Annotated in this window: 12 protein-coding genes; 7 read left to right on the plus strand and 5 right to left on the minus strand. The window is 38.1% G+C overall.

The features are described from left to right. Positions 1–396: 396 nt before the first annotated feature. The 4 genes from obgE to B0G92_RS16825 all read right to left on the minus strand — a co-directional run bounded on the left by obgE (position 397) and on the right by B0G92_RS16825 (position 3958). Complete coding sequence (gene obgE / locus B0G92_RS15270) at positions 397–1410, minus strand: GTPase ObgE (protein WP_056068891.1); 1014 nt, start codon at positions 1408–1410, stop codon at positions 397–399. A gap of 88 nt (positions 1411–1498) precedes the next feature. Further along, positions 1499–2773 carry a hemolysin family protein gene (locus B0G92_RS15275; protein WP_082482183.1) on the minus strand — a complete coding sequence of 425 codons (1275 nt, stop codon included), beginning with the start codon at positions 2771–2773 and terminating at the stop codon, positions 1499–1501. 15 nt (positions 2774–2788) lie between these two features. Continuing rightward, positions 2789–3361, minus strand: a complete 573-nt coding sequence (locus B0G92_RS16820; protein ID WP_056068895.1) for an adenylate kinase — start codon at positions 3359–3361, stop codon at positions 2789–2791. A 66-nt stretch (positions 3362–3427) separates the two neighbouring features. Then, a complete protein-coding gene (locus B0G92_RS16825; RefSeq protein WP_056068897.1) occupies positions 3428–3958 on the minus strand; it encodes a phosphoribosyltransferase in 531 nt (176 codons plus the stop codon). A gap of 189 nt (positions 3959–4147) precedes the next feature. On the opposite strand from B0G92_RS16825, the gene B0G92_RS15285 reads away from it, so the two are divergent. From B0G92_RS15285 to B0G92_RS15300, 4 genes are all read left to right on the plus strand, one after another. Then, positions 4148–5410 carry a PQQ-dependent sugar dehydrogenase gene (locus B0G92_RS15285; protein ID WP_101472870.1) on the plus strand — a complete coding sequence of 421 codons (1263 nt, stop codon included), beginning with the start codon at positions 4148–4150 and terminating at the stop codon, positions 5408–5410. Between the two features lie 170 nt (positions 5411–5580). Then, on the plus strand, positions 5581–6327 hold the full coding sequence (locus tag B0G92_RS15290) for a DUF3667 domain-containing protein (RefSeq protein ID WP_101472871.1): 747 nt from the start codon (positions 5581–5583) through the stop codon (positions 6325–6327). A gap of 2 nt (positions 6328–6329) precedes the next feature. Beyond that, positions 6330–6884 (plus strand): hypothetical protein, encoded by a 555-nt coding sequence (locus tag B0G92_RS15295; RefSeq protein WP_101472872.1) that lies wholly within the window; start codon positions 6330–6332, stop codon positions 6882–6884. A 70-nt stretch (positions 6885–6954) separates the two neighbouring features. Then, on the plus strand, positions 6955–8187 hold the full coding sequence (locus tag B0G92_RS15300; RefSeq protein WP_101472873.1) for a cation:dicarboxylate symporter family transporter: 1233 nt from the start codon (positions 6955–6957) through the stop codon (positions 8185–8187). Here B0G92_RS15300 and ppk1 read toward each other — a convergent pair. After that, positions 8184–10250 (minus strand): polyphosphate kinase 1, encoded by a 2067-nt coding sequence (gene ppk1 / locus B0G92_RS15305; protein ID WP_218971864.1) that lies wholly within the window; start codon positions 10248–10250, stop codon positions 8184–8186. The two genes, B0G92_RS15300 and ppk1, sit on opposite strands and share 4 nt — an antisense overlap. Before the next feature lie 416 nt (positions 10251–10666). On the opposite strand from ppk1, the gene B0G92_RS15310 reads away from it, so the two are divergent. The 3 genes from B0G92_RS15310 (at position 10667) to B0G92_RS15320 (ending at position 12698) form a co-directional block, all read left to right on the plus strand. Further along, entirely contained in the window at positions 10667–11068 is a 402-nt protein-coding gene (locus tag B0G92_RS15310) for a helix-turn-helix domain-containing protein (RefSeq protein ID WP_101472874.1), read from the plus strand. Positions 11069–11080: 12 nt separating this feature from the next. Then, positions 11081–11566: a hypothetical protein gene (locus tag B0G92_RS15315; protein WP_101472875.1), complete on the plus strand. Its 486-nt coding sequence runs from the start codon at positions 11081–11083 to the stop codon at positions 11564–11566. Positions 11567–12116: 550 nt separating this feature from the next. After that, positions 12117–12698, plus strand: coding sequence for a phage tail protein (locus B0G92_RS15320; protein WP_101472876.1), 582 nt, complete (start codon positions 12117–12119; stop codon positions 12696–12698). Positions 12699–12731 lie beyond the last annotated feature (33 nt).

Consider the following 12731-nt stretch of genomic DNA (forward strand, 5'->3'; position numbering starts at 1 on the left):
ACGTGCCTGAAAAATTTATATCAACCATTTTAAACTCATAAAAAAAGCATCCTTGCAGATGCTTCAATTTTTCTTTTTGTATCACTTCTATTGCTTTTCGCAATGCGTTCTGGCTGTCGTCAATTACAATATCCTGAAAGACACTTTCCTTATTGATAACGCAGCTTGGCCTTACATCAGGGCTGGTTGATATCTGAAATGTAAATTTGGAATACGGCAATGCATACTACACTAAAGTGTAGGTAAAACAAATCGAACCAACTTATAATTACTCTGTTTTCATCAACAATAAGGAGTTGCCTGTTGGCGCCTATAAAGATGATTTTTCAAGCGGATAGACGAAAATAAAATATAAAAGGCGACCTGATGGTCGCCTTTTATATTTGTTTGTCTTTATTACTGATTTTCTTCAGCATTTAACATCTGCCAAAGTTTGTCTTTTAATTCTACTAATCCCTGGTTTGCTATTGACGATATGAAATGGTATTTCAAGCCTTTAAACTCTTTGTCCAACTGTGCTTTCATTTCTGCTTTCAGTTCCTCATCAAGCATGTCTGATTTAGAAATTACGATAAAGCGTTCCTTATCTAAAATTTCCGGATTATAGCGTCGCAGCTCATCCAAAAGAATTTCATATTCTTTTTTAATATCGTCTGCATCAGCAGGAATCAAAAACAGCAATACTGAGTTTCTTTCGATATGTCTCAGGAAATAATGCCCCAGTCCTTTGCCTTCGGCAGCACCTTCAATAATTCCGGGAATATCTGCCATTACAAACGATTGGAAATCTCTGTAGGCTACAATTCCAAGATTCGGTTTTAGGGTTGTAAACGGATAATCCGCAATTTTTGGTTTTGCAGATGTCAATACAGACAGCAAAGTCGATTTTCCTGCATTTGGAAATCCTACCAAACCTACATCGGCCAGAACTTTAAGTTCCAGAATAATATCCAGTTCATTAGCCGGCATCCCGGGCTGCGAATATCTTGGGGTTTGGTTTGTGGAACTTCTAAAATGCCAGTTCCCCAATCCGCCTTTTCCGCCTTTTACCACAATCTTTTTCTCGCCGTGTTCGGTGATTTCGAATAAGATTTCGTTGGTTTCTTTATCGCGCACTACGGTTCCCAACGGTACTTCAATATACTTATCTTCTCCGTCAGCACCTGTACTTCTGGCACTTCCTCCGTCGCCACCATGTCCGGCTTTGACGTGTTTTGCAAATTTTAAATGGAACAATGTCCAAAGTCCTTTGTTTCCTACCAGATATACGTGTCCGCCCCGTCCTCCGTCACCTCCGTCAGGACCACCTTTTTCAATAAATTTCTCTCTATGCAAATGCGTCGACCCTTTTCCTCCTTTTCCGGAAGAAACATAAATCTTAACGTAATCTACAAAATTTCCCTCTGTCATTTTCTTTATTTAAAGTGTAAAGTTTAAGGTTTAAAGCTACAGTATACTGACAACTCTAAACCTTAAACTTTATACTGTTTCTTTTTGTTTATTCTTTTAGCGAACGGACTAAAACCTTGTCGATTTTAACGCCGTCCATATCTATAACTTCTAATTCAAATAAGTTCCAGATTAATTTTTCGCCCTGTTTTGGTATATAGGAAAGCTCTGTCATGATTAGGCCGCTTACTGTCGTAACTTCATAATCGTTAATCAGTTCATCCAAATCAAAATAGGTCAAAAAGTCGTGTAACGAATAATGTCCGTCAACCAACCAGGTACCGTCTTCTCTTGCCACAAGCTGGAATTCTTCATGATAGAAATCTGACGCATCACCTACCAGAGCTTCCAGAATGTCGTTCAGGGTAATCATACCTTGTGTGATTCCGTATTCGTCTGTTACTATGGCATAGTGTACTTTGGTTTTCTTGAAAATATCCAATGCCTTATAGGCAGAAGTATGTTCTATCAAATAGACCGGCTCCTTCATTATATCTCTAAGGTTAAAGTCACCGCTTTCAAATTTGGCAAACAAATCTTTTAACAGCACAACCCCAACAACTTCGTCCAGGCTTTCTTCACAAACCGGATAAACGGAGTGAATTTCATCCAGAACTTTTTGTTTAAGTGTAGGAAGGTCATCTTCCAATGAAAGATAGTCAACCGATTTCCTGTGGGTCATCAAGGAGTTTACCTTTCTGTCACCAATATGGAATACACGTTCCACGATGTCCTGTTCGATTTCCTGTACTTCTCCTACTTCAGTTCCTTCTTTGATAATGGCCTTAATTTCTTCTTCGGTAACTTTACCATCTGCCGTTGGCCTGATTCTGAACAATTTCAGCAAAGATTCTGTTGAAATGGTCAAAAGCCAGATAAAAGGCGCGGTAATTATCGAAATTACTTTCATAGGCAAGGCTACCGTCTTTGCAATTGTTTCAGGATAATTGAGCCCGATTCTTTTAGGAAGCAATTCGCCAAGCACCAAGGAGAAGAATGTCAGAATAACAACCACGATTCCAACCGAAAGGTTTGCTGAATACGGCTGCAGGAATTCATACTGGTCCAGGAAAATCTTTACATCGCCAGTGATATTATCACCTGAATAAATACCTGTTAAGATTCCGATTAATGTGATTCCGATTTGAACAGTCGACAAAAATTTGTTTGGCGAATTGGCCAAATCCAAAGCAGTTTTGGCGCTGGGATTCCCTTTTTTTGCAGAAGTTTCCAACCTGTTTTTTCGCGCTGATATCAATGCGATTTCCGACATCGAAAAAACACCATTCAAAAGGATTAAAAAGAAAATTATAGCTATTTCCAAGTTTTATAAATTAAGTTAAAGGCTATCGATTACTGTACTTAACCGATGTGTAATTTCTTCTATGGAACCAATTCCGTCCACAGCGTGAAATTTATTCTGTGCTTTATAATAGTCCATTAAAGGAGCTGTTTTTTCGTTGTATTCCTGATAACGGTTTCTGATTTTTTCTTCATCCTGGTCATCTGGTCTTCCTGAAGTTTTTCCTCTTTCCAAAAGTCTTTTTACCAAAATTTCATCATTGGCCTCCAAAGCAACCGTTGCCGTTATTTCTTCGTTTTTAGATTCCAAAAAGTTATCCAGAGCTTTTGCCTGTGACAGGGTTCTTGGGAATCCGTCAAAAAGAAATCCTTTAGATTCCGGGTTTTTATCTACTTCACTTTGAAGCATCTGGATGGTTACTTCATCCGGAACCAAATCTCCCTTATCCATATAGGTCTTGGCTAATTTGCCAAGCTCTGTTTCATTTTTAATATTGAACCTAAAAATATCTCCTGTTGAGAGATGGGTCAGATTGTATTTCTTTTTTAAGAATTCAGCCTGGGTTCCTTTTCCTGCTCCAGGCTTCCCAAATAATACGATATTAATCATTTTGTTAGTTGTGAGTTATTATATGCCAGGTTTTTCAATCCAAAATATTTCATTTTCTAATCCGACTTAATCTTTCAATTGGTATATTTCCGGAATGTTTCTTCCGAGCCCATCATAATCCAGGCCATAGCCTACAATGAATTTGTTTGGAATTTCAATACCAATATAATCAATTTTTATGTCTTTTTTGTATGCTTCGGGCTTTAAAAATAAGGTAGCGAATTTAAGCTGCTTTACATTTTGGGACTCAAACATTGCTTTCAGCTCGACCAAAGTATTTCCTGTGTCGACAATATCTTCTATTACGACAACGGTTCTTCCCGATAAATCTTGATTAAGTCCGATGAGTTTTTTCACCTCATGGGTTGTAGTAGTGCCCTCATAGGAGGCTAATTTTACGAAGCTTACTTCGCAGGCTTTCGGATAGTGTTTCATAAAATCTGAAACCACCATAAAGGCGCCGTTTAAGACGCCCACAAATAAGGGTATCTCTTCGTCCAGGTCTTCAGCTACTTCCTGCGCCATTTTGGCTATAGCTGAATCGATTTCCTTTCCGCTGATGAAAGGAACAAAATGTTTGTCGTGAAGTTGTATCACAATGATTTTATTAAATAATAAGTTGCAAATATACTAAAATAGAATCCAGCTATTTTACAATTTATTTCAGTTTTATTACAATTTTATTTTTGTTAAATGTTTTTTAATATTCTTTAAACTCCGAAGATAAAAAATTTAAAATCAGTAAATTCAATATCCTGAAAATACAACCACTAATTTTTCCAAGCTATGAAAACACGTATTTTACCCCTACTTTCCTGCATTGCTTTTTCATTCTTATCCTGTAACGGACAAGAAAAGAAACCGCCTGTAAAAAACAGTACTACTATTGTAAAAACTGCTGTGGGCGATTTGGAACTTCCTGCTCCGTATGCTACAGAATCTGCCCGAAAAATAAGCCGCATGAAAGAGTGGCCTGAAGGAGTTACACCTAAAGCTCCGGAAGGATTTGTGGTAACAAAATTTGCAGACGGATTGAAAAATCCACGCTGGACCTATATTGCTCCCAACAATGATATTTTTGTAGTGGAAAGCAACACTTTTAAAAGCGCCAACCAAATTACTATTTTCAGAGACAAGGATGGTGATGGCGTTTTTGAGACCCGTGAAATTTTTAAAGACGGGCTTAACATGCCTTTCGGGATGCTGATTCTTGATAATTATTTTTACATAGCCAATACTGATGGTCTTTTTCGTTTTCCATACAGTGCAGGTGACTTAAAGCTAAGAGGAAACGGAACAAAAATACTGGAACTTCCTGCCGGAGGTTATAACAATCACTGGACAAGAAATCTGCTTGCCAATGCTGATGGTTCAAAAATATATGTTTCCGTAGGCTCTGCCAGCAACAATGCTGAGCACGGGATGGAAGTAGAAAAAAGGCGCGCCAATATTTTAGAAATCAATCCTGACGGAACCGGAGAACAAATTTATGCCAGCGGCTTGCGAAATCCTGTTGGAATGGATTGGAATCCTGCCAATAACGAACTCTGGACTGCCGTAAACGAACGCGATGATTTGGGTGACGAACTTGTTCCTGATTATATTACAAGCGTAAAAAGAGGAGGTTTTTACGGATGGCCTTATTCCTATTACGGACAAATTGCAGACCCAAGAATGAAAGGAGAGGGAAAAGAACTGGTTGCCAAAGCTATCGTTCCCGATGTTTCTGTTGGTGCACATACCGCTTCACTCGGATTTGCTTTTTACAACCAAGATGCTTTTCCGGCTAAATACAGAAACGGGGCTTTTGTAGGACAGCATGGCTCCTGGAACCGTTCAAAACTAAGCGGATACAAAGTGCTTTTTGTACCTTTTAAAAACGGAAAGCCTTCCGGAAAACCCGAAGATTTCCTGACCGGATTCATTGCCAACGAAGAAAAAGCGGAAGTTTACGGACGTCCCGTTGCTGTGACGGTTATGAAAGACGGCTCGTTATTGGTGAATGACGACAGCGGCAATACGATATGGAGAGTGGCTTTTAAAAAATAAGTTTTCAGACAAACCACTCTTTGCGCCTTTGCGTCTTTGCGTGAAATAATTGCTCGCAAAGGCGCAGGGGCACAACGGTTATTAACAGAGTTTTTTTTTACCTCACCTTTCATTATAAACTTTTGGCTGTTATTTTATTTTAATACTTTTACTCCAAACAGCCTAATTCTATGAATCCGATTTGCAAGAATTGCGAACACGAAGTTAATGGAAATTTCTGTAGCGAATGCGGACAGTCTACTCACACGCATCCTATAAATTTTCATTACCTCTGGCACGACATACAACATGGCATTTTTCATTTTGACAAAGGTTTGCTTTTTACTGCCAAAGAACTTTTTACGAGACCCGGTCATTCCATCAGGGAATTTATCGAAGGCAAAAGAGTCAGCCATTTCAAACCTACCTCGTTGGTCTTCCTGCTCGGTTCTTTCTACGGGTTGCTGTATCATTTTTTCCATATTGAAATTCCCGCTAATGTAACCGGCGAAGATACGGGTCAGACATTCAATGTTATGGGAGATTGGATTACTGCACATTATGCATTGGCTACCCTGTTTACTATTCCTCTCCTATCAATCGCCTCTTTTCTTGCTTTTCGAAAAACAGGCTATAATTTGGTAGAACATTTGGTGCTAAACGGTTTCATTGCCGGACAAAAACTAATGCTTCAATTTATTTTTTTCCCGCTTCTTTATATTTACAGCGGCACCCAAACTATTTTGCTACTTTCCGTAATATCTGTGTTTATTGATATACTGCTTGCTTTTTGGACCTATAATCAGTTTTTTGACACTCAATCTACCATAAAGAACATTTTGAAAACAATACTGACCTATATTTATTTTTTCATCATGTTTACGGTCCTGACCATTGCAATAGGTCTAGTTTTGGAACTAGTTATTAAAAAAGCATAAAAATGAGTTCTGATTTTATCCGAAAATTAGAAAATAGCACGGCACACAGGCAAAGCCGCGAATCAATATCTGACAGTATTTCTGCCAATCCGGAACTGTTGCCTGTTTTAATGGGCGTGCTGTTAGACACCAAAAACAAAAATCATTATAAAGCCTGCTGGACTTCGGAATTGGTTTTTGAAAAGCATATCGAATGGCTTATTCCCTATCTTGATGTTTTTAGCAAGACACTGTCGTCCTATTCGCATGACGGGGCATTACGTTCTGTTTCTAAAATATGTCTTTTTTCTGCAACCTACCATTTGAAAAAGAAAAAGTTGGGAGCAATTTTTCTGACAGACGAGCAGTTGGAACTGATGGTAGAATCCTGTTTTGACTGGCTTATCAGCGACCAGAAAGTAGCCACCAAGGCTTATGCCATGAGGGCTCTTTATGCTTTTGGAAAAATAAACGACTGGATATATCCGGAGCTCAAGACCATTTTGACACAGGATTATCCAAATCATTCGGCGGCATACAAATTAGCTTCAAAAGAAATCCTGAAAAAGCTGAAATAGCTAAAAAATATCTTCTTTTTGCGAGCCAATTCATTTTAAGACTTTAAATTGCACGCTTTAATTTCCTTTTATGGGCGAAAGCATTGCAAAAAATAATGGCCTTTTATTCAAAATAGTCACCAATCTTACTTTTTGGGTGCTGATAGCAATTATTTCCGGAGTTTTGGTTGGACATTATTTGCCCGAAACCGGCACAAAAATGAAGGTCATAGGTGATACTTTCATCCAGATTGTCAAGCTTTTTATCGCCCCGATTATTTTTCTTACTATTGTTTTAGGAATCAGCGGTATGGGTGACCTGAGAAAAGTAGGCCGTATCGGGATAAAAGCGCTGATTTATTTTGAAATCGTTACCACATTCGCCCTGGCTATTGGCATTATAGCGGCTTATATTATCCAACCCGGAAAAATCGACAAGTCTGGCCTTGACATTCAGGATGCTTCAAAATACACCTCCAATCCAAGGACTGAATTTGACTGGTGGCAGTTTTTCATGGATAACTTCACCTTGCAGGTTTTAGCCCTGGCTATTGTTTGCGGCATTTTGCTCAATTATTACAGCAAACGCGAATCTGTAGTAGCTACCTTATACAAAGCCTCAAAAATTGTTTTCAAGGCTTTAAAGTTTGTGATGTTCCTGGCACCATTAGGCGCTTTTGGGGGCATGGCCTATACAGTAGGAAAGTTCGGATTGCACACTTTGATTCCTTTAGGAAAACTGATGTTTACCGTTTACCTGACTATGGCCGTTTTTATCTTTTTGATTTTGGGCGGTATCATGCGTTATTATAAAATGAGAATCTGGGACCTGATAAAATACCTGAAAGCCGAACTGTTGATCGTGTTAGGAACTTCATCTTCTGAACCTGCATTGCCCAATCTGATGGATAAGCTGGAACGACTGGGATGCAGCAAATCAGTCGTTGGACTTGTAGTGCCAACCGGATATTCGTTTAATCTGGACGGCACTTCTATCTATCTTTCAATGTGTGTCATTTTTCTAGCACAGTTATATAATGTACATCTTTCTTTTGGGGAAATACTGACTATTATCGGACTGCTGATGATTACTTCAAAAGGAGCAGCCGGAGTTACCGGAAGCGGCTTTATTGTGTTGGCCTCAACACTTACAGCTATTCACAAAATTCCGCTTGAAGGATTGGCCTTTCTTTTAGGGGTTGACAAATTCATGAGCGAAGCAAGAGCCATTACCAATTTTATTGGCAACGGTGTAGCAACTATTGTGATTTCTAAAAACGAAAACGAGTTTGTCGATATTGAAAATCCAATGGAACTCGATTAGGATTTCCGTTTCAGGTATTCGTGAATTTTTTCCTGTGAACGTGTTGGTTCTTTTTCATTTTTTCCCGGAATATTTTCGAGCGATGCTCCTAATAAGGAAGCCTTGATATTATCGTCTAACTGAATTTTAAGAATATCGAGCATTTCTTCTTTCAGAATGGGGTCATATAACGGAAAGCAGACTTCTATCCTGTGGTATATATTCCTGTTCATCCAATCGGCAGAACCCATAAACAGTAACGGATTGCCATTATTTTCGAATACAAAAATACGTCCGTGTTCGAGATACCTGTCTACGATTCTGCGAACCGTAATGTTTTCGCTCCTGCCCGGAATTCCCGGCACAAGGCAGCAAATTCCACGAACAATCAGCTGGATTTTCACTCCTGCATTTGAAGCTTCGTATAATTTTTCAATCAGGCTTTTTTCTTCCAGGTTGTTCAGCTTGATGGTGATTCCGGCAGCAAGTCCTTTTCTTTTGTTCTGGATTTCGTTATCAATGAGTTTAATAAATTTTTCCCGCAGGTTGAATTTAGCCACGAGCAAATGCTTAAAATCCATTTTGTATCTCTTCGGATTTTTTTTGATGGTAGCCAAAAGAAGGAAAGTCTTTTCCAAATCTTTCAGCATTTCCTTATGAGCCGTCATCAATATATGGTCTGTATAAAAACGGGCCGTATTTTCATTCAGGTTTCCGGTAGCCAATAATCCTATAGACGGAAGTTTACTTTGTTTTTTAAACTTTACCAGCGCTATTTTGGCGTGTACTTTTAGTGACGGGATGCTGTGTACGATTTTAACTCCGGCTTTTTTCAATTGTTTTGACCATTTTATATTGTTAGCTTCGTCAAAACGGGCTTTCAGTTCTACTACAACAGTCACCTTCTTCCCGTTTCTGGCGGCACTAATGAGTGCATTGGCAATTCTTGAATCACTTGCCACGCGATAAAGCGTTACATATATTTCTTCGGCGTTGGGATGTATGGAAGCTTCGTTAAAAAAACGGAGTACGCTGTCGTAGGACTGATATGGCACATGCAGCATCAGATCTTTTTCTGCAACGGTATCAAAAATACTCTTTGCTACAGGGGCGTCTAAAGAAACCGGAACCATTTCGGTATAAGAAAGGCTTTGTTTTTTTAGCGGTAATGAAGCCAGGTCTTTTAGATTATGGTAGCTTCCGCCCAGAACAATCGTGGCATCTTTTAGCTTGAAAGTATCTATCAGCGACTGTAAAAAAGGCGGCGGCATTCGGTAATCGAATAAAAAACGGGTGGCAAAGCTGTAATCTCTTTTGGCAATCTTCTTCTCCATTTTTTCGGCAATAGCCTCATCATATTCGTCGTCAAGTTCCAGAGCCGCATCGCGCGTTATTTTGAAGTTATAATCTGCCGGCAGTTTCTGGTCTTTGAAAATAAATTTCAAGCCAAATTTGATAATATCGTCCAGAAAAAGGATATATGTTTTTGCTCCTTTTTTAACGGCAAAAAATCGTGGCAAATCGTCTGATGGTATGTTTAGAAGAAACAGCTGGTGTGTGTCTGTATTTTCTTCGACAACAACAAGTTTGTATAATTTGTTATTCTCCGGAAAGAAATCCGTTTCCTTTGTTATTTCTACAATCTGCAGGAATGCCAATACTTCTTTAAAAAAGTAATGGGTTATTTCGTTGTGGATGTTTTCAGGAATTGGCTCGTTGTACAGCAGATGGTATTTTTCTTTTTCGAGTGCGGGAAGAATCTTTTGGGTCATTATTGTTCCAAAAACCCGTTGCTGGTCGTCAACAATATGCTGTATTTTATCCAGAATGTGCTGATAGGCAAAGCTATTTTCCTTTTTGTTTTTGGAAATTTTTTTGAGTGCCATTAATGACGGTATCCTAACCCTGTAAAATTCATCAAGATTGGAGGAATAGATGGAAAGAAACTTTATTTTTTCAAAAAGCGGCACGTCATTGGCTTCTGCTTCAAGAAGCACTCTTTGGTTAAATGAAAGCCAGCTGATATCTCTGTCAAAAAAATCAGGTTTCATGCTCACTTCTTTGGTCTTGGTTTCCAGAATCATATCGTTTTTAAAGTAGTTATAAAAGTATTAATTTATGATGATTATATCATTAAGATACTATTATCGTTTGCTTTTATACTTCTTTTTTGTTTACAATTATGACAAAAAACGGTTTTCGCCTATTTCGGAATAACCAATAATTACCCGAATGGCAAACGTAATAAAGTAGTAACGTTTCCATCTGTTTTGGCGTGCAGTGCAAATTTTGTGGGAGTATTTTTTATTTTTTGCTTATGGAATAGGCAAAAATCAATAACTTTACGATTGTCTTTTACGTAAAGAAATGGCATACAGGGTGCCGTGACGATATATTTTTTCTATATTCGTTGTTTGTTTTGTTACGATTTGTTGTATTTACACATTTTTACAAAACAAAGTAAATAATTTAATTTATAATAAACAAATTTATTTTTCATATGGATGGAAAAATTTTAAAAAAGAAATTACAATCACTTGACATCCAAATGACTGAAGTCGCAAAGAGATTAAACATTTCTCCTCAAAATCTTCAAAATCGATTCAAATCGAAAGAGATTACTTTGGATTTTTTAATCGAGGTTTCAAAAGCGGTAAATGCATCTGTTTATTATTTCATTAAAGGCACGGCTTACGAAAATGAGTTTCTCCAACCGGATAACGTGATTTTAAAAGAACCGGACGGTGAATTTATTCCGAATGTGGTTGATGCCAAAAACCAAACTATTGAAATTTTACAACGTGAAGTTCAAGATCTCAGAAGCGATAAGGATTTTCTAAAAAAGATTATCGATTCAAATCTGGTCAAGAGGAATCCTGACTCTGATTTTGAACAGGCATAAACTTTTCTTGTTGTGCCTAATATCCGTTATATTAAGAAACCCTTTTTAGAGAGAATAATTTCTGCTGTTTTCATTTTTGCCAGCATTATATTGCTTTCTGAAGAACAAAAAGCGTTTGGAATTGCCGCACTGATAATTGGCCTTGGCCTGCTTATCAGCAACTCTGTCTGTACGGGAATTGAAATCAACACAGAACAAAAATACTATCGTAAGCTATATTCCTTTCTGGGTATTGTATTTGGCGAATGGGAATCTTTTCCAAAAACGGAATACATTTCTGTCTATAAATCACGCGAAACACTAAATAGTCCCGCTGCCAACTGGCCTACACTCACAAGCAATTCCTATATTGTCAATTCTTTTTGGGAAGACAGAAGGCCTATTACATTATATAAGTCCAATTCCAAAAAAGAAGCTCTTGCTGTTGCCAAAGATATGGCAGACGTACTTGGCATTAAAATTCTCGATTCTACAGACGGGGAACAAAAGTGGCTTTAAAGCTGAGTTGATAAGTTATTAAGGGATTGGGGGACTAAGGTTCCTGGCTAATGCTTTGGGATTTATTGGGCGTAAACATTTTTGTTTCTATTTCATTTTAATATTCTTCCGAATAGTTATTTTCTCTAATCAGTCTGCGTGTTTTACTTCTTCGCACACTGTCATAAAAAACACTCTTTTTTAATTTCTACAAGACAGAAAAAAGCCACTGCCCGCATCACCAAATTTAGTGATAAAAAAATATACCAAAATTGTGGTATTGTATGCGTTTTTGAAATATTGCAACTTTGAAAAGTCAAAAAAACAGAGCGTTTTAAAGACATGCCCAAAAACTAACCTGCTAAATCTTTTGTTATGCATACAACTACTATTCAGAAAGTTGACTGCTTATTTCAAGCAAAAAATTCCAGCGTTACCCTTACTTTCAGGAAAGAAAAACTTTCGCACATTGCGAGAACATTTTTCTATGGCATACTTCTTCTGATATTACACCTTCCTATACGAATAAATAAATTCGATAATTCAACTATTAACTTAAACCTTTAAAACTATGTACGAACCATTTCTTGGACAAATTCAGACATTTGGATTCAACTTTCCTCCTAGAGGGTGGGCATTTTGTGACGGACAAATCATGTCAATTGCTCAAAACACTGCATTATTTTCACTTTTAGGTACTACCTATGGTGGAAACGGACAAACAACATTCGGTCTTCCTGACTTGAGAGGAAGGTCTGTTGTTCATCCCGGAAACGGACCAGGACTAACACCTGTTGTTTGGGGAGAAATTGGAGGAACCCAAAACGTGACTTTAACAACAAGCAATATGCCTATGCACGCTCACCCTTTGGTTGACGGCCAGGCACATGTTGCTACCACTATCCTCGCCACTAACAACAATAATGGAAGCAATACTACTGATGGTGGTTCCAACGGATTTGGAGATTCAGGTAATATGCCGGAAATCTACAGAGAAAGTCCAACGGGAACGAATGTAGTAGGCGGTGTGAAATCTGTAATCAGCGGTACTACCGGCATTGCAGGGGGAAGTATACCTTTTGGAATACGTAATCCATACCTTGGAATATACACGAGCATTGCTCTTGAAGGAATTTTTCCTTCCAGAAACTAATTAATATGGGGGAGTCACTTCCCCCCTTTTATT

The organism is Flavobacterium lindanitolerans (assembly GCF_002846575.1).
Taxonomy (GTDB): Bacteria; Bacteroidota; Bacteroidia; order Flavobacteriales; family Flavobacteriaceae; genus Flavobacterium; species Flavobacterium lindanitolerans.

Bases quoted from the DNA above. Each gene is read 5' to 3' on its own strand.
- B0G92_RS15310 (WP_101472874.1), top strand. From the start codon at position 10,667: ATGGATGGAAAAATTTTAAAAAAGAAATTACAATCACTTGACATCCAA.
- B0G92_RS15295 (WP_101472872.1), top strand. From the start codon at position 6,330: ATGAGTTCTGATTTTATCCGAAAATTAGAAAATAGCACGGCACACAGG.
- B0G92_RS15285 (WP_101472870.1), top strand. From the start codon at position 4,148: ATGAAAACACGTATTTTACCCCTACTTTCCTGCATTGCTTTTTCATTC.
- B0G92_RS16820 (WP_056068895.1), bottom strand. From the start codon at position 3,361: ATGATTAATATCGTATTATTTGGGAAGCCTGGAGCAGGAAAAGGAACC.
- B0G92_RS15290 (WP_101472871.1), top strand. From the start codon at position 5,581: ATGAATCCGATTTGCAAGAATTGCGAACACGAAGTTAATGGAAATTTC.
- B0G92_RS15300 (WP_101472873.1), top strand. From the start codon at position 6,955: ATGGGCGAAAGCATTGCAAAAAATAATGGCCTTTTATTCAAAATAGTC.
- obgE (WP_056068891.1), bottom strand. From the start codon at position 1,410: ATGACAGAGGGAAATTTTGTAGATTACGTTAAGATTTATGTTTCTTCC.
- ppk1 (WP_218971864.1), bottom strand. From the start codon at position 10,250: ATGATTCTGGAAACCAAGACCAAAGAAGTGAGCATGAAACCTGATTTT.
- B0G92_RS15320 (WP_101472876.1), top strand. From the start codon at position 12,117: ATGTACGAACCATTTCTTGGACAAATTCAGACATTTGGATTCAACTTT.